The organism is Pseudonocardia sp. (assembly GCF_029263155.1).
Lineage (GTDB): Bacteria > Actinomycetota > Actinomycetes > Mycobacteriales > Pseudonocardiaceae > Pseudonocardia.
In genome coordinates this window covers 36,880-50,694 of sequence record NZ_JAJCYB010000086.1, presented here as the reverse complement: position 1 = coordinate 50,694, position 13,815 = coordinate 36,880, and the positions used below count along the sequence as shown (strand labels likewise).

Sequence of the window (13,815 nt, the reverse complement as noted above, 5' to 3'; positions counted from 1 at the left end):
GCACATGCAGGTGGTCGTGGCTCCGGATTCCTTCGGCGGGACGCTGACGGCCACGGCCGCGGCCGAGGCGGTCGCCACGGGGTGGCGGCGGGCCGCTCCCGGCGACGAGCTGGTGCTCCTCCCGCTCGCCGACGGTGGCACGGGATTCGTCGATGTCCTGCACGCCGCCCGCGGCGGCACCTGGCACCACCGCGACGTCACCGGCCCGCTGGGCGGGCGGGTCGGCGCCCGCTGGCTGGAGCTGGGCGGCACCGCGTACCTGGAGTCGGCCGCCGCCTGCGGGCTGCACCTGGTCGGGTCACGCACGCCGGAGACCGCGCGCCGGGCCACCACCCGCGGCGTCGGCGAGCTGGTCGCCGACGCCCGCGACGCCGGGGTGGCCGAGATCGTCGTCGGGCTCGGCGGCTCGGCCAGCACCGACGGCGGTGCCGGGATGCTCGCCGCGCTCGGTGCCGGGCCCGTCGACGCCGGCGGGGTGGCCGTGCCCGACGGCGCCCCCTTCGGCGTGCACCGGTTGGCCGGGACGCCGCGGCTCGGGGGCGTCGCGCTGGTCGCCGCGGCCGACGTCGACAACCCCCTGGTGGGTCCGCACGGGGCCGCCGCGGTGTTCGGGCCGCAGAAGGGGGCCGACGCGGCCACGGTCGCGGACCTCGACGCGGCACTCGTCGCGCTCGCCGGTGTGCTGCCCGGTCCGGACGTCCGCGACGAACCCGGTGCGGGCGCGGCCGGCGGGATGGGGGCGGCCCTGCTCGCCTGCGGGGCCCGTCGCGTCTCCGGGGCGGGCCTGGTCCGCGAGCTCGTCGGGCTCGACGCCGCGCTGGACCGCGCGGCGCTGGCGGTGACGGGTGAGGGCAGCTTCGACTTCCAGTCGCTGCGCGGCAAGCTGATCACCTCCGTGGCGCGGGCCGCGGCCGACCGGGGGATCCCGTGCCTGGTGCTCGCCGGTCAGGTGAGCGTCGGCCGCCGCGAGGCCGCGGCGGCGGGCGTGGAGAGCGCGTACTCGGTGGCCGACGACGCCGGTGGCGTCGCGGCGTCGATGGACGACCCCGCCGGTACCCTCGCCGCGCTGGCCGAGCGGGTGGCCCGGCAGTGGAGCCGGGGAACGTGAGCCGGATCACGACCGGCCGGGTTCGCCACTGCCCGGCCGCCGGGGATAGGGCCTACTATCGGGGGCAGAACCGGGAACACGTACTGCCCCGCTCGTTGTTGGGAGAGCCATGACCGTCGAGAACTCCGTCACCACCGATGTGGCCGCCGCCGACACCGAGACCCACGGTGTCGAGCTCAGCGACGCCGCCGCGCTCAAGGCCCGCGCCCTGCTCGAGCAGGAGGGCCGGGACGACATGCACCTGCGCATCGCCGTGCAGCCCGGCGGCTGCGCCGGCCTGCGCTACCAGCTCTTCTTCGACGACCGTTCACTCGACGGCGACCTGTTCCGCGACTACCACGGCCTCAAGGTCGGGGTGGACCGGATGAGCGCGCCGTACCTGCAGGGCGCGGTGATCGACTTCGTCGACACGATCGAGAAGCAGGGGTTCACCATCGACAACCCCAACGCGGGCGGCTCCTGCGCCTGCGGCGACTCGTTCAACTGAGTCCTTCCCACCGGACCCCGTGCCCTGCTCCAGGGCCGGGGTCCGGTGCTGTCCGGGTAGGGTGACGTCCCGTGCCTATCGCTGTGACCGGTTCCATCGCCACCGACCACCTCATGCACTTCCCGGGACGCTTCGCCGACCAGATGGTCGTCGATCAGCTGGACCGGATGTCGCTGAGCTTCCTCGTCGACGAACTCGTGATCAAGAAAGGCGGCTCGGCGGGCAACATCGCCTTCGGGCTGGGCGTGCTGGGCCAGGCCCCGCTGCTCGTGGGCGCGGTCGGCGGTGACTTCGCCGACTACCGCCAGTGGCTGGAGCGACACGGCGTCGACTGCTCGGCGATCCTCGTCTGTGACGATGTGCACACCGCGCGCTTCGTCTGCACCACCGACGACGACATGCGCCAGATCGGGTCGTTCTACACCGGCGCGATGGCCCGGTCCTCGCAGATCCACCTCGCCGACTTCGCCGACCGCACCGACCTGGTGCTGATCGGGGCCAGCGATCCGGACGCGATGGTGCAGCTGACCGCCGAGTGCCGGGCCGCGGGCACGCCGTTCGCCGCCGACGTCTCCCAGCAGGTGGCCCGCATGGACGGCGAGGGCATCCGGAGCCTCGTCGAGGGTGCGCGCTACCTCATGACCAACGACTACGAGTGGGAGCTGCTCCAGCAGAAGACCGGCTGGACCGAGGCGCAGGTCGCGGAGCGGGTCGAGATCCGAATCACCACGCTCGGTGAGCACGGCGTGCAGATCTCCGGCCGCGACGTCGGGGAGCTGAAGGTGGGTGTCGTGCCGGAGACGGGGAAGGTCGACCCCACCGGGGTCGGGGACGCCTTCCGTGCCGGCTTCCTCGCGGCCACCGCGGGCGGGCTGTCGCTGGAGCGCGCCGCCCAGCTCGGGTCGCTGGTGGCGGTGCACGTGCTGGAGACCGACGGCGGCCAGGAGTGGCACTGGGACCGCGCCGGCGCGCTCGCGCGGCTGGGCGAGGCCTACGGCCCGGACGCGGTGAAGGAGATCGACGCGGCCCTGCCGGCCTGAGGGCCCTGCCGGCCCGAGCGGCGGCCGTCGCGCCCGAACACCCGGCAGGCGCGTGGCGTGCCCGCTCGGCTAGTCTCTACGCGCGGTCGAAGGCGGGTTCCCCGGCGTCGCCGCGGGTCGTCGGTACGAGAGAAATCCAGGGAGGCGGCGAGCAGTGGGCCGAGCACAGCTCAGGGCGCTCAGTCACGGTTCGGGCAGCAGGTCACGGGCGGTCAAGCTCGGTGTCCTGGCTGCGCTGATCGTGCCGCTGACCACCGGATGTTCGGCGTCGGAGGTACTGCGCTGGGGGTGGCCCGCGGGCGTCACGCCGCAGGCCGACGCCATGCGCGATCTCTGGATCTACTCGGCCATCGCCGCGCTGGTCGTCGGCGCCGTCACGTGGGGCGCGATGTTCTGGACGGTGGCCTTCCACCGCAAGCGCAAGGACGACGACGGGTCCGCTCCGCGCCAGACGCAGTACAATCTGCCCGTCGAGGTCGTGTTCACCGTGATCCCGACCATCATCGTGGCGGTGCTGTTCGGCTTCACCGTCGTCGTGCAGAACTACGTCGACACCGAGGAGGGCGAGCCCGACCTCGCCGTCGACATCCGCGGATTCCAGTGGAACTGGGAGTTCACCTACCCCGACGCGCAGGGCCCCGACGGCGAGCCGGTCAGCACGCTGGGCGACAGCGCCACGATCCCGCTGCTGGTGCTGCCGATCGACCAGCGGATCGAGTTCACGCAGGAGTCCAGCGACGTCATCCACAGCTTCTTCGTGCCCGAGTTCCTGTTCAAGCGCGACGTGTTCCCGGACCCCGAGCTCAACAACCAGGACAACGTCTGGCAGATCGACCGCATCGACCAGACGGGGACGTTCGTCGGCCGCTGCGCGGAGCTGTGCGGCACCTACCACTCGCAGATGAACTTCGAGGTGCGCGCGCTGCCGCAGCAACAGTTCGATCAGTGGCTGGCGCTGCGCGGGCAGGTCAACCCGGTCACCGGTGCCGCCTACACCGCGGGTGAGGCGCTCGGTGAGCTGAACTGCGATGCCGACCTGTGCGCCCCCGCCGCCACCACGACATTTCCGTTCAACACCGACCGAGCCGCGCGCGAGGCGTCCGGCGCGGTCGCCGCCGGGAACTGAGGGCCGGACATGAAGGTCGAATCCCGTCTCTTCGAGATCGTCACCGTCACGATCTTCGTCATGGGCATCGTCTACACGGTGCTGGCCCAGGAGCCGGTCGGCATCGCCGCCCTGTTCCTCACCGGCGGTCTCACGCTGATCATCGGCACCTACTTCCGGTTCGTCTCGCGGCGCCTGGAGGAGCGGCCCGAGGACAACCCGACGGCCGAGGTCTCCGACGGCGCGGGCGAGGTCGGCTTCTTCTCGCCGGGCAGCTACTGGCCGATCACGGTGGCCGCCTGCGCCGCGCTGGTGGGGATCTCGCTGGCGTTCTACTACATCTGGCTGCTCGTGATCGCCGGTGTCATGCTGCTGCTCGCGGTCGGCGGGCTGGTGTTCGAGTACCACATCCGCCCCGCCGACCACTGACCGGGCGCACCTACGCGCGGGCGGCCGCGCCCAGCGACTGCCGCGCGATGATCACCTGCTGGATCTGGCTGGTGCCCTCGTAGATCCGGAACAGGCGCGCGTCGCGGTAGAAGCGCTCCACCGCCACGCCGCGGATGTAGCCCGCGCCGCCGTGCACCTGCACGGCGCGATCGGCGACACGGCCCACCATCTCGCTCGCGAAGTACTTCGCCGCCGAGGGCCCCTGGACGGTGTCGGTGCCGGCGTCGTAGGCCCGCGCGACGTCGAGCACGAGGGCGCGGCCGGCGTAGTGGTCGGTGACCGAGTCCGCGATCAGGCCCTGGACCAGCTGGAACGACGCGATGGGGCGCCCGCCCTGCTCGCGGGTCTTCGCGAACTCCACGGACTCGTGCACCAGCCGCCCGGCCATGCCCACGCACAGCGCCGCGATGTGCGCGCGGCCGTGCGCCAGGCACCTGGCGGCGGTCTGGAACCCGCGGTCGACGCCCTCCTCGCCGCCGACGAGCGCCTCGGCGGGCACGCGCACGTCGTCGAGGTGCACGTCGGCGGTCCAGGCCCCGAACTGGCCCATCTTGTGGTCGCGCGGCCCGATCGACAGGCCGGGCGTGCCGGCCGGGACCAGGAACGTCGAGATGCCCCGGTTGCCGCCGGCGTCGGGGTTGCTGCGGGCGAACACCATGATCACGTCGGCGACCGGCGCGTTGGTGATGTAGCGCTTGGTCCCGCTCAGCACCCAGTCGGTGCCGTCGCGCCGCGCGGTGGTGGCCAGCCCGGCGGGGTCGGAGCCCGCGTCGGCCTCGGTGAGCGCGAACGACGCGGTCACCTCGCCCGACGCCAGCCGCGGCAGCCACGCCTTCCGCTGCTCCTCCGTGCCGCCCTTGATCAGGACCTGCCCGGCGATGCCGTTGTTGGTGCCGAACAGCGAGCGCAGCGCGGGGGTCGTCCAGCCCAGCTCGAACGCGAGCCGCGCCTCCTCCTCCAGCGTCATGCCCAGGCCGCCGTAGGCCTCGGGGATCGCGAACCCGTACAGGCCCATGGCCTTGCAGGCCTCGACGACGTCCTCGGGGATCGCGTCCTCGGCGTCGATCCGCTCCTCGATCGGCACCACCTCGGCGCGCACGAACGTGCGCACGGCGGACAGGATGTCGGTCAGGTCGGCGGCGTCCACGCGAGCTCTCTTCCGTGAGGTGTCGCGGACACGCTACCCGCGGGTAGCGACGGTCGGCACCGCACGCAGGCCGCGACTCGCGCGCACGCAGGCTGCGACTCGCGCGCACGCAGGCCGCGACTCGCGCGCAGCCGGGTGGGACTAGCGCACGACCGCCAGGGCGAAGCCGTCGTGCCCCTTGCTCCCCACGGTCTGGATGACCGTCGCGTCCACGCGGTCCTCGGCGGCCAGCGCCTCGGCGAACCGACGCGTGCCGGTGACCGCGGCGTCGTCGGTGTCGGCGTCCATGACCCGCCCGCCCCGCACCACGTTGTCGACGACGATCACCCCGCCGGGTCGCGACAGCCGCAGCGCGTGCGCGAAGTACTCGGCGCCTCTGGCCTTGTCGGCGTCGACGAAGGCGAGGTCGAACGGGCCCTGCAGCCCGTCGAGGGTGTCCAGCGCGGGCCCGACGCGCACGTCGACGGTGTCGGCGAGCCCGGCCCGCGCGATGTTCTCGGTCGCCACCGCGGCGTGGTGGCGGTCGAGCTCGCACGTCACGACCCGGCCCTCGGGCGCCACGGCGCGGGCCAGCCAGATCGTCGAGTACCCGCCGAGCGTGCCCACCTCCAGCACCCGGCGCGCGCCGATCGCGCGGGCGAGCAGGTACAGCATCTTGCCCTGGGCGGGGGAGACGTCGATCGCGGGCAGCCCGGCCGCGGCGTTGGCGGTGAGCGCCGCCTCCAGGGCCGGGTCCTCGGGCAGCAGCAGGGAGCCGTAGAAGTCGTCGACGGCGCTCCAGGCAGGCTCGGTCACGGGGCCACGGCCTTGTCGCCGGCCGGCGTGATGGCGAACCAGTTGCCGTCGGCCCCGTTCTGGCCGGCGTCGGGCAGGCCACCGGGGTCGTCGCGGTGCCGGTAGAGCGGCCAGCCCGCGAGCGTCAGCTGGATGCCGCCGTCGGCGCGTTCCAGCCGCCCGACCTGGCTCTCGTCGACGCCGAGCAGCTCCAGCTCGGCGCCGTCGTCGACCAGGATCGGGAACCAGGTGTCCATGCAGGTGTCCGTGCAGGTGGACGTCGGCGGATCGGCGGTGTCGGCGTCGGAGCGGTAGAGCAGGTGACCCTCGGCGTCGATCGTGATCACACCGAGCGCCCCGCTCTGCACGGCGTAGAGCCCGGCGCCGCCCTCGGGTGGGCCGTGCCCGGCGTGGGGGTCCGATCCGGCCGCCGCGGCCGGGGCCGCGGTGTCGGCGGGTGCGGGGGCGGGGGCGGAGCTGCAGGCGGTCAGCGCGAGCAGCAGCGCGACGGGGAGGAGCAGGCGTGTGGGGAGCACAGCCCCCGATAGTGCCCCCTGCCCGGCGAGCCACGCGCGTCGGGGGAACGCGATCGGCCAACCGGCGCAGGCCCCGCCGAGCGCGGAGGTTCACTACCCTGGGTCGCGTGGACCCCGCACACTCGCCGAACCCGGACGACCTGCGCGCCTCGGACCAGGACCGCGAGCGCGTCGCCGCACAGCTGCACGCCGCGGCCGCCGACGGCCGGATCGACCTCGACGAGCTGGGCGAGCGCCTGCAGACCCTCTACGCCGCCCGCACCCACGGCGAGCTGGTGCCGCTCACGAAGGACCTTCCCGTGCCGGACACCGGCGCGCCGCCGGCGCCGGTGGCGCGCGCCGGGATCGTCCCGGACACCGGGCCCGCCATCTCGGTCGCGGTCATGAGCGGGTGCGATCGGGCGGGGGAGTGGGTGGTGCCCGCCCGGCACACGGCGTTCGCACTGATGGGCGGGGTGGACCTGGACCTGCGGCACGCGAGGTTCGCCGCCGCGGAGGTCACCATCACCGCGGTGGCGATCATGGGCGGGATCGAGATCACCGTGCCGCACGACCTGCACGTCGCCAGCGACGGGTTCGGCCTGATGGGCGGGTTCGACGGTCGCGGGGCCGGGGTGCGGCACGGTGGTCCGAAGGTGCGCATCAACGGGTTCGCGCTGATGGGCGGCGTCGAGATCAAGCGGGCGAAGCCGCCCGGCCCGACCAAGGAGCTGGAGACCTAGTCTCACCTGCGTGACCGACTACGCCGCCTTCACCGCCCTGCGCATCGAACGCCCCGAGGAGGCGATCCTGCGGATCGTCCTGGACGGGCCGAACATCAACGCCGTCGGCGCCGACGGGCACCAGCAGCTCGCCGACATCTGGCCGGTGATCGACCGCGACGACTCGGTGCGCGCCGTCGTGATCCAGGGGGAGGGCCGCGGGTTCTCCGCGGGCGGGTCGTTCGACCTGATCGAGTCGATGGTGGCCGACCCCACCACCCGCACCCGCGTCATGCGCGAGGCCCGGGACCTCGTCTACAACGTGATCAACTGCTCGAAGCCGGTGGTGTCGGCGATCCACGGACCGTGTGTGGGAGCCGGGCTCGCGGTGGCGATGCTCGCGGACATCTCGGTCGCCGCGCGCACCGCGAAGATCGTCGACGGGCACACCCGCCTCGGCGTCGCGGCCGGCGACCACGCCGTCATCAACTGGCCGCTGCTGTGCGGCATGGCCAAGGCCAAGTACTACCTGCTGACCTGCGACGTCCTCACCGGGGAGGAGGCCGAGCGGATCGGGCTGGTCTCCCTGGCCGTCGACGACGACCAGGTGCACGACAAGGCGATGGAGGTCGCGCGCAAGCTGGCCGCGGGCTCGCCCAGCGCCGTGCAGTTCACCAAGCAGGCCCTGAACAACTGGTACCGCGCGATGGGCCCCTCCTTCGACGCGTCGCTGGCCCTGGAGTTCTACGGCTTCGGCCTGCCCGACGTGAGCGAGGGTGTCGCCGCCCACCGGGAGAAGCGCCCGCCGCGGTTCAGCTGAACCGCGGCTCAGCAGCTCTCGCCCACCTTGACCGCCGCGAAATCGATCATCGAGGCGGTGGTGATGGTCTCGCCGGGCGCGACGCTCTGCGCGCAGACCGTCCAGTTGCTGTCGAGCAGCTGCATGCGACCGGCGCCGCCGGCGTCGGTCGACGTCGTGATCGCGATCTCGAAGTCGGTGAGTGCCTGGATGGCGTTCTGCGCGTCCTGCAGGTTCGCGCCGACGAGGTCGGGCATCACCCAGCTCGTCGCCGTCGGTGCTACTGCGACCGGGGGAGCGTGGGCCGTGGAGCTCCCGGCGGACGGCGCGGTGGCCGGCGGGTCGGCGGGTGGATCGGCCGGAGCCGACGGTGCGGCGCAGGCTGTGGCCAGAGCGAGAAGGGCGGCGAGGGGGATGGATCGGCGGGTCACGGGGGTCTACCGCCGGGCGGGCCCGCCGTGTTACACCGCGACGGCACCACAGCTTGCGTACCCTGGATCGACGAGGTCCGCCCGAATCTGCCCTCGGGCGACGACCACCGGCGTGTCCTGGCCGTCCTCACCTGGTCGGGGGTCTGAGCCGAGCCGTCCGTGTGGTGATCGGCCCGGGTGCGGCGGGCAGGGTGGGCGCCATGCTGTCGCGCCGGTCCGTACTGGTGTCCTGGGTGGTGCTGCTCGTGCCGGCGCCGCCCGATCCGGCCGCGGTGGCGGTGGACGCCGCGCTGGACCAGCTCGGGCTGCCCTACGAGTGGGGAGGCGACGGACCGGCGGCGGGCGAGACGGGGTTCGACTGCTCCGGGCTCACCCGCCACGCCTACGCGGTGGCCGGGATCGCGTTGCCCCGCACGGCGCACGCCCAGTTCTACGCGGGACCCGGAGTGCCGGGCGGCGCGCCGCTGCAGCCCGGTGACCTGGTGTTCTACGGCGTGGCGGAGCGGGTCTTCCACGTCGGGCTGTTTGTCGGGGAGGGCCGGATGGTGAACGCGTCGACCTACGGGCGGCCGGTGCGGGTGTCGCAGTACCGGTACCCGGGCGACGAGTACCTCGGCGCCACCCGCCCGGCGGGCCTGGACGAGCCGGGTCTGCGGCCACCGCGGCCCGTGCCGGCGCCGTTGCCGATCCCGGTGCCCGAGATCTTCGACGCCCCGCCCGCCTCCCTGCCCGAGAGCCTGCGACCCGGACGGCGTTGAGCCGCCGCACACCGGCCCGGTCGCGGCGGGTCAGATGCGGCGCAGGGCCAGCTCCAGTTCCGCGGGAGCACCGGGGACCGGGCGGACCGGGATGCCCCAGTCCTGCTGGTAGCGGTGGCAGGCGGCGAACACGCCGTCGCCGTCGTCGCAGGCCGCGGCGGCGACGCTGACCTGCAGCACCCCCTGCCGGTCGCCGTCGAGCACCAGGTCGCGGGTCAGGCCGGGCGCGGTGCCCGCGCCCGCCGCCAGCAGCTCGGGCGGGGACGCGGCGACGGTCAGCGAGGTGGGGTCGCCGAAGCGGGTGTCCAGGTGCTGCCCGGTGGGTGGGGTGAAGGCGATGCGCAGTGTGACGGGTCCGGGCGCGAGATCGGTGGGCGCGCGCCGCACCCGGTGCGCGCCGGTGTCCAGATGCGTGCCGCCGGTGCGGGTGCTGCCCGGTACCGGGATCCGGACCAGGCGGTGCGCCGCGGACTCCACGATCACCAGCGTGTCGCCGTCCACCAGCACGTCCGACGGCTCCCGCAGGTCGCGGGCCAGCGTGGTGACGGCGCGGGTGACCGGGTCGTAGCGGCGGATCGCGCCGTTGTAGGTGTCGGCGACCGCGACCGAGCCGTCGGGCAGCACCGCCACCCCGAGCGGGTGCTGCAGCAGCGCCTGCCCGGCGTCGCCGTCGCGGTGGCCGAAGTCGAACAGCCCGAGCCCGACGGCCGTGGTGACGGCCGCGCCGACCTCGGGCCGCGCCACCACCGACCGCAGGGCCGAGGTCTCGGAGTCGGCCACCCACAGCGTGCCGTCCCCGGACCCGGCGAGGCTCGACGGCTGGGCGAAGAACGCGTCGGACGGCGGGCCGTCGCGCAGGCCCTCGTTCGTCGTCCCGGCGAGCACGGTGGCGGTGCCGGTGTCCGGGTCGACCGACCACAGCTGGTGGGTGCCCGCCATCGCGACGACCACCCGCCCGTCCCACCGGGCGAGGTCCCACGGCGTGGACAGCTCGGCGGATGCGGACCCCACCTCCACCCGGGTACGCAGCTGCCCGCCGGTCCCGGCGAGCGTGGCGACGGTGCCGTCGGCGGGCCGGACGCGGCGCACCGCGTGGTTCACCGAGTCGGCCACCAGCACGTCACCGTCGGGCAGCAGCAGGAGCCCCTGCGGTTCGGAGAAGCGCGGCTCCGGGCCGTCGACGAACCCCCGGTCGCCGGTGCCGATCCGCCGCCGCTCGGTCACCAGGTCGGCCTCGAGCTCCACGAGCTGGTGGTGCGAGGTGTCGGAGACGAGGAACGTGCCGGTCGGCAGTGCGATCACCTTGCCGGGGAAGCGCAGCGCCGTCACCGGCTCCGGCGGCGCGACGTAGGGCCCGTCCCCGCGCCGCAGCACAGCGGCGTGCTCGGCGACCAGCTCCTCGATCAGCACCCCGAGCCCGTGCGCGTGTCCCTCCCCGGCCATCTGCGCGACGACGTAGCCGGCGGGGTCGATCACCACCAGCGTCGGCCAGGCCCGGGCGGCGTAGGCGTCCCACATGTGCAGGTCGGGATCGTCGAGCACCGGATGGGTCACGCCGTGGCGTTCCACCGCGGCCTCGACGGCCGCCGGGTCCGCCTCGTGGACGAACTTCGGGCTGTGCACCCCGATCGTCACCAGCACGTCGGCGAAGCGTTCCTCCAGCTCGCGCAGCTCGTCGAGCACGTGCAGGCAGTTGACGCAGCAGAACGTCCAGAAGTCCAGCAGGACGATCCGGCCGCGGAGATCGGCGAGCCGCGGCTGGGCCCCGCCGGTGTTGAGCCAGCGCCGCCCGCGCAGCTCCGGTGCGCGTACCCGGGTCCTGTCCACCTGCGCAGTCCTGTCCACCTGCCCACCAACAGGTCCGGGCGCGCGGCTGTTCCGGCCCGGCGCGAGACTGGCGGCATGCCCGAACTGCCCGAGGTGGAGCTCGCGCGTGCCGTCCTGGAGGGCGCGCTCGACCGGACCATCGCCGCGATCGACGACACCGACCACTGGGTGTGCCGCCCGCACGCGCCGGGGGAGATCGCCGCGGCCCTGGTCGGCGGGCGGCTGACGGCGGCCCGCCGCCGGGGCAAGGCGATGTGGTGCGAGACCCGGGTCGGCGGGGGGCCCGGCCCGGATCTGGGCGTCCACCTGGGGATGGGCGGGCAGATCGTCGTCGACGGCCGGGTCGGGCCGACGGGGCCCGAGCACCGCGACCCCGGCCCCCGCAAGCCCGAGTGGGACCGCTTCACCGTCACCTTCGCCGACGGCGGGAGCTTGCGGCTGTTCGACAAGCGGCGCCTGGGCCGGGTGCGGCTCGATCCCGACGTCGACGCCCTCGGCCCGGACGCCGAGACGATCACGCGCGAGGAGTTCCGCACGCGTGTCGGGCGCGGGCGCTCGGCGGTGAAGGCGCGCCTGCTGGACCAGTCGGTGCTCGCGGGCGTGGGCAACCTGCTCGCCGACGAGACGCTGTGGCAGGCCCGCGTCTCGCCGTCCGCCCCCGCCGACGAGCTCGGCGCCGCGCGCCTCGACGCCCTCCACGACGCGCTGGAGGCCGCGCTCGAGGCGGCCATCGCGCACGGCGGGGTGCACACCGGCGAGGTGATCCGGCATCGGCGCCCGGAGGGGCACTGCCCGCGCTGCGGCGCGCCGATGGTGCACGGCACCGTCGGCGGCCGCTCGACGTGGTGGTGCAGCGCCGAGCAGGCCTGAGCGAGCGGCACCCTCGCCCAGCGAGGTCGGGTGCGAGTGCCGTCCGCTCAACCGCGCAGCCGCGCGTTCTCCTCCTCCAGCTCCGCCAGGCGCGCCCGCAGGGGGCGCAGGGCCGGCTCCAGCTCCGGCTCGCTCCACCTCGGCGTGATGTGCTGCGGGCAGTTGGGCTGCACGCCCTCGACGTGGATCAGCACCAGCCGCTCGGGGCGCCCGTCGGTGACGACGTCGGTCAGGCGCGCGGTCAGCGCCGGGTCCGCGTCGAGCGCGACATCGCGGTGGCGCTGCCCTGCTCGGCCTGCACCTGCCGGACGGGGTCGGTGAACGCCAGCTGTGCGTATCGGCTCATGGCCAGGACGGTACCGACGGTTCCGTTCTGCGCTAGGGTCGGCTCCGTGCCCACCGCCGCTCGCGACCGCCTGCTCGCCGCCGCCGACCGGCTGTTCTACGCCGAGGGCGTCCGGGCGGTGGGGGTGGAGCGGCTGCTCGCGGAGTCCGGGGTCGGGCGGGCCTCGTTCTACCGGCACTTCCCCGGCAAGGACGACCTCGTGGTCACGGTGCTGGGCGAGCGGCTGCAACGGTGGCGGGCGGACCTGGCGGCCGAGGTCGAGGAGCGCGGCGGCGGAGTGCTCGCCGTGTTCGACGTGCTCGCCGACCAGGCCGCCGACCCGGCCTTCCGCGGCTGCGCGGCGATCAACGCGATGGTCGAGGTGGCCGACCAGGACAGCGCCGCCCATCGCGTCGCCGCCGAGCACAAGGAGCACCTCGCGGCCTACCTGCAGACCCTCACCGGTGACGCGGAGCGCGCGCGGGACCTGCTGCTCGTCGTCGACGGGGCGCTGGTGACCTCGCTGCGCGATCCGGGTGCGATCGGCCGGGCCAGGAGGGTGGCCGGGCGCCTGTTCGACTGATCATGGGCGGGCCGGGCTCGGCTGCACCGCTGCCCGACGCCACCAGATCCAGGTCGCCGCACACGCCGCCAGCCAGGCGGCACCGAGCAGCCATCCGACGACCACGTCGCTGAACCAGTGCACGCCCAGGTAGACCCGGGTGCTGCCGACGGCCCCGACCCACAGCGCCGCGACCACCACCATCGCCGTGCGGGCCGCGCGTCCCCGACCGGCCCAGGCCAGCACGACCAGCGACCCGATCACGACGATCGACATCGTCGCGTGCCCGGACGGCAGCGACTCGTTGCTCTCCCGCACGACCTGGGTGAGCTCCGGCGGCCGGGGCCGGTCGACGAGGATCTTGATGCCGCGGAACAGCAGCGCCGCCCCCGCCATCGCGCCGACGACGAACACCGCGTCGGCCCGCCGCCCGCGCGCCCAGCACCGGATCCCCACCAGCGTGGCGAGCAGGCCCATGGCGAAGGTGTTGCCGACCTCGGTGATCGTGACGGCGACGGTGTTCAGGCCGCCCGTGCGCGACTCGACCGCCTCGCCGAGGAACCGGGCGTCGAGCCGGCCCGGGCCCGCGGTGTCCAGGGCCGCCCACATCGCCGCACCCGCCGCGACCAGGAGCAGCACGGCCACGAGCACCGTGCGCCCGGGCCGGGGGGCGGCGGCCGGCAGGTGGGCGTCGAGTCCGGCCGGGGGCACGCCGGTGGCCGGGCCGCCCTGCCCGATCGCGCGCCGGTCGGAGCGGTCCCGCCCGGGCGCGTCCCCCCGCCCCGTGTCGGCCCGCCCCGTGTCGCCCCGGGCCGTGTCGGTCCGGCCGTCGCTCACCTGCTCGCCGTCCGCCTGCGTCATCGCCGCCCTCGTCGTACGTGCTCTCGTCGTACGT

Annotated in this window: 17 protein-coding genes; 10 read left to right on the top strand and 7 right to left on the bottom strand. The window is 74.4% G+C overall.

Going from position 1 to position 13,815, the window contains the following annotated elements:
* Nucleotides 1-4: 4 nt before the first annotated feature.
* The 5 genes from Q1K26_RS17920 to Q1K26_RS17900 all read left to right on the top strand — a co-directional run bounded on the left by Q1K26_RS17920 (nt 5) and on the right by Q1K26_RS17900 (nt 4,169).
* Nucleotides 5-1,108: a glycerate kinase gene (locus Q1K26_RS17920; protein ID WP_300014000.1), complete on the top strand. Its 1,104-nt coding sequence runs from the start codon at nt 5-7 to the stop codon at nt 1,106-1,108.
* 109 nt (nt 1,109-1,217) lie between these two features.
* Complete coding sequence (locus tag Q1K26_RS17915) at nt 1,218-1,595, top strand: iron-sulfur cluster assembly accessory protein (protein ID WP_300013998.1); 378 nt, start codon at nt 1,218-1,220, stop codon at nt 1,593-1,595.
* A 113-nt stretch (nt 1,596-1,708) separates the two neighbouring features.
* Nucleotides 1,709-2,635, top strand: a complete 927-nt coding sequence (locus tag Q1K26_RS17910) for a carbohydrate kinase family protein (protein ID WP_300014067.1) — start codon at nt 1,709-1,711, stop codon at nt 2,633-2,635.
* 226 nt (nt 2,636-2,861) lie between these two features.
* A complete protein-coding gene (locus Q1K26_RS17905; protein WP_300014065.1) occupies nt 2,862-3,761 on the top strand; it encodes a cytochrome c oxidase subunit II in 900 nt (299 codons plus the stop codon).
* Between the two features lie 9 nt (nt 3,762-3,770).
* Complete coding sequence (locus Q1K26_RS17900; RefSeq protein ID WP_300013996.1) at nt 3,771-4,169, top strand: cytochrome c oxidase subunit 4; 399 nt, start codon at nt 3,771-3,773, stop codon at nt 4,167-4,169.
* Nucleotides 4,170-4,179: 10 nt separating this feature from the next.
* Here the strand turns inward: Q1K26_RS17900 and Q1K26_RS17895 are convergent, their stop codons facing one another.
* The 3 genes from Q1K26_RS17895 to Q1K26_RS17885 all read right to left on the bottom strand — a co-directional run bounded on the left by Q1K26_RS17895 (nt 4,180) and on the right by Q1K26_RS17885 (nt 6,647).
* Complete coding sequence (locus Q1K26_RS17895; protein ID WP_300013994.1) at nt 4,180-5,337, bottom strand: acyl-CoA dehydrogenase family protein; 1,158 nt, start codon at nt 5,335-5,337, stop codon at nt 4,180-4,182.
* A gap of 141 nt (nt 5,338-5,478) precedes the next feature.
* Nucleotides 5,479-6,132: an O-methyltransferase gene (locus tag Q1K26_RS17890; RefSeq protein ID WP_300013991.1), complete on the bottom strand. Its 654-nt coding sequence runs from the start codon at nt 6,130-6,132 to the stop codon at nt 5,479-5,481.
* Nucleotides 6,129-6,647, bottom strand: coding sequence for a hypothetical protein (locus tag Q1K26_RS17885; protein WP_300013987.1), 519 nt, complete (start codon nt 6,645-6,647; stop codon nt 6,129-6,131). Before Q1K26_RS17885 ends, Q1K26_RS17890 begins: the two co-directional genes overlap by 4 nt.
* 107 nt (nt 6,648-6,754) lie before the next feature.
* On the opposite strand from Q1K26_RS17885, the gene Q1K26_RS17880 reads away from it, so the two are divergent.
* On the top strand, nt 6,755-7,369 hold the full coding sequence (locus Q1K26_RS17880; protein WP_300013984.1) for a DUF1707 domain-containing protein: 615 nt from the start codon (nt 6,755-6,757) through the stop codon (nt 7,367-7,369).
* 10 nt (nt 7,370-7,379) lie between these two features.
* Nucleotides 7,380-8,168, top strand: coding sequence for an enoyl-CoA hydratase/isomerase family protein (locus Q1K26_RS17875; RefSeq protein WP_300013981.1), 789 nt, complete (start codon nt 7,380-7,382; stop codon nt 8,166-8,168).
* A gap of 8 nt (nt 8,169-8,176) precedes the next feature.
* Here the strand turns inward: Q1K26_RS17875 and Q1K26_RS17870 are convergent, their stop codons facing one another.
* Entirely contained in the window at nt 8,177-8,404 is a 228-nt protein-coding gene (locus Q1K26_RS17870) for a PASTA domain-containing protein (protein ID WP_300013979.1), read from the bottom strand.
* A 374-nt stretch (nt 8,405-8,778) separates the two neighbouring features.
* Between Q1K26_RS17870 and Q1K26_RS28800 the strand changes: the two genes are divergently transcribed.
* A complete protein-coding gene (locus Q1K26_RS28800; protein WP_363320489.1) occupies nt 8,779-9,336 on the top strand; it encodes a C40 family peptidase in 558 nt (185 codons plus the stop codon).
* A gap of 30 nt (nt 9,337-9,366) precedes the next feature.
* Here Q1K26_RS28800 and Q1K26_RS17860 read toward each other — a convergent pair whose 3' ends face one another.
* Nucleotides 9,367-11,163, bottom strand: coding sequence for an NHL domain-containing thioredoxin family protein (locus tag Q1K26_RS17860; RefSeq protein WP_300013977.1), 1,797 nt, complete (start codon nt 11,161-11,163; stop codon nt 9,367-9,369).
* A 75-nt stretch (nt 11,164-11,238) separates the two neighbouring features.
* Here Q1K26_RS17860 and Q1K26_RS17855 point away from each other — a divergent pair, with 75 nt between their 5' ends.
* A complete protein-coding gene (locus tag Q1K26_RS17855; protein WP_300013975.1) occupies nt 11,239-12,033 on the top strand; it encodes a DNA-formamidopyrimidine glycosylase family protein in 795 nt (264 codons plus the stop codon).
* Between the two features lie 47 nt (nt 12,034-12,080).
* Here the strand turns inward: Q1K26_RS17855 and Q1K26_RS17850 are convergent, their stop codons facing one another.
* Nucleotides 12,081-12,227: a hypothetical protein gene (locus Q1K26_RS17850; protein ID WP_300013973.1), complete on the bottom strand. Its 147-nt coding sequence runs from the start codon at nt 12,225-12,227 to the stop codon at nt 12,081-12,083.
* Between the two features lie 198 nt (nt 12,228-12,425).
* Between Q1K26_RS17850 and Q1K26_RS17845 the strand changes: the two genes are divergently transcribed.
* Nucleotides 12,426-12,941 (top strand): TetR/AcrR family transcriptional regulator, encoded by a 516-nt coding sequence (locus Q1K26_RS17845; protein ID WP_300013970.1) that lies wholly within the window; start codon nt 12,426-12,428, stop codon nt 12,939-12,941.
* Here Q1K26_RS17845 and Q1K26_RS17840 read toward each other — a convergent pair whose 3' ends face one another.
* Entirely contained in the window at nt 12,942-13,781 is an 840-nt protein-coding gene (locus Q1K26_RS17840; RefSeq protein WP_300013967.1) for a phosphatase PAP2 family protein, read from the bottom strand. It abuts the gene before it with no gap.
* Nucleotides 13,782-13,815 lie beyond the last annotated feature (34 nt).

What these genes read in the sequence shown, in the direction of transcription:
- Q1K26_RS17870 (WP_300013979.1), bottom strand. Translation starts at nt 8,404, where the DNA reads ATGCCCGACCTCGTCGGCGCGAACCTGCAGGACGCGCAGAACGCCATC.
- Q1K26_RS28800 (WP_363320489.1), top strand. Translation starts at nt 8,779, where the DNA reads ATGCTGTCGCGCCGGTCCGTACTGGTGTCCTGGGTGGTGCTGCTCGTG.
- Q1K26_RS17915 (WP_300013998.1), top strand. Translation starts at nt 1,218, where the DNA reads ATGACCGTCGAGAACTCCGTCACCACCGATGTGGCCGCCGCCGACACC.
- Q1K26_RS17900 (WP_300013996.1), top strand. Translation starts at nt 3,771, where the DNA reads ATGAAGGTCGAATCCCGTCTCTTCGAGATCGTCACCGTCACGATCTTC.
- Q1K26_RS17910 (WP_300014067.1), top strand. Translation starts at nt 1,709, where the DNA reads ATGCACTTCCCGGGACGCTTCGCCGACCAGATGGTCGTCGATCAGCTG.
- Q1K26_RS17840 (WP_300013967.1), bottom strand. Translation starts at nt 13,781, where the DNA reads ATGACGCAGGCGGACGGCGAGCAGGTGAGCGACGGCCGGACCGACACG.
- Q1K26_RS17920 (WP_300014000.1), top strand. Translation starts at nt 5, where the DNA reads ATGCAGGTGGTCGTGGCTCCGGATTCCTTCGGCGGGACGCTGACGGCC.
- Q1K26_RS17855 (WP_300013975.1), top strand. Translation starts at nt 11,239, where the DNA reads ATGCCCGAACTGCCCGAGGTGGAGCTCGCGCGTGCCGTCCTGGAGGGC.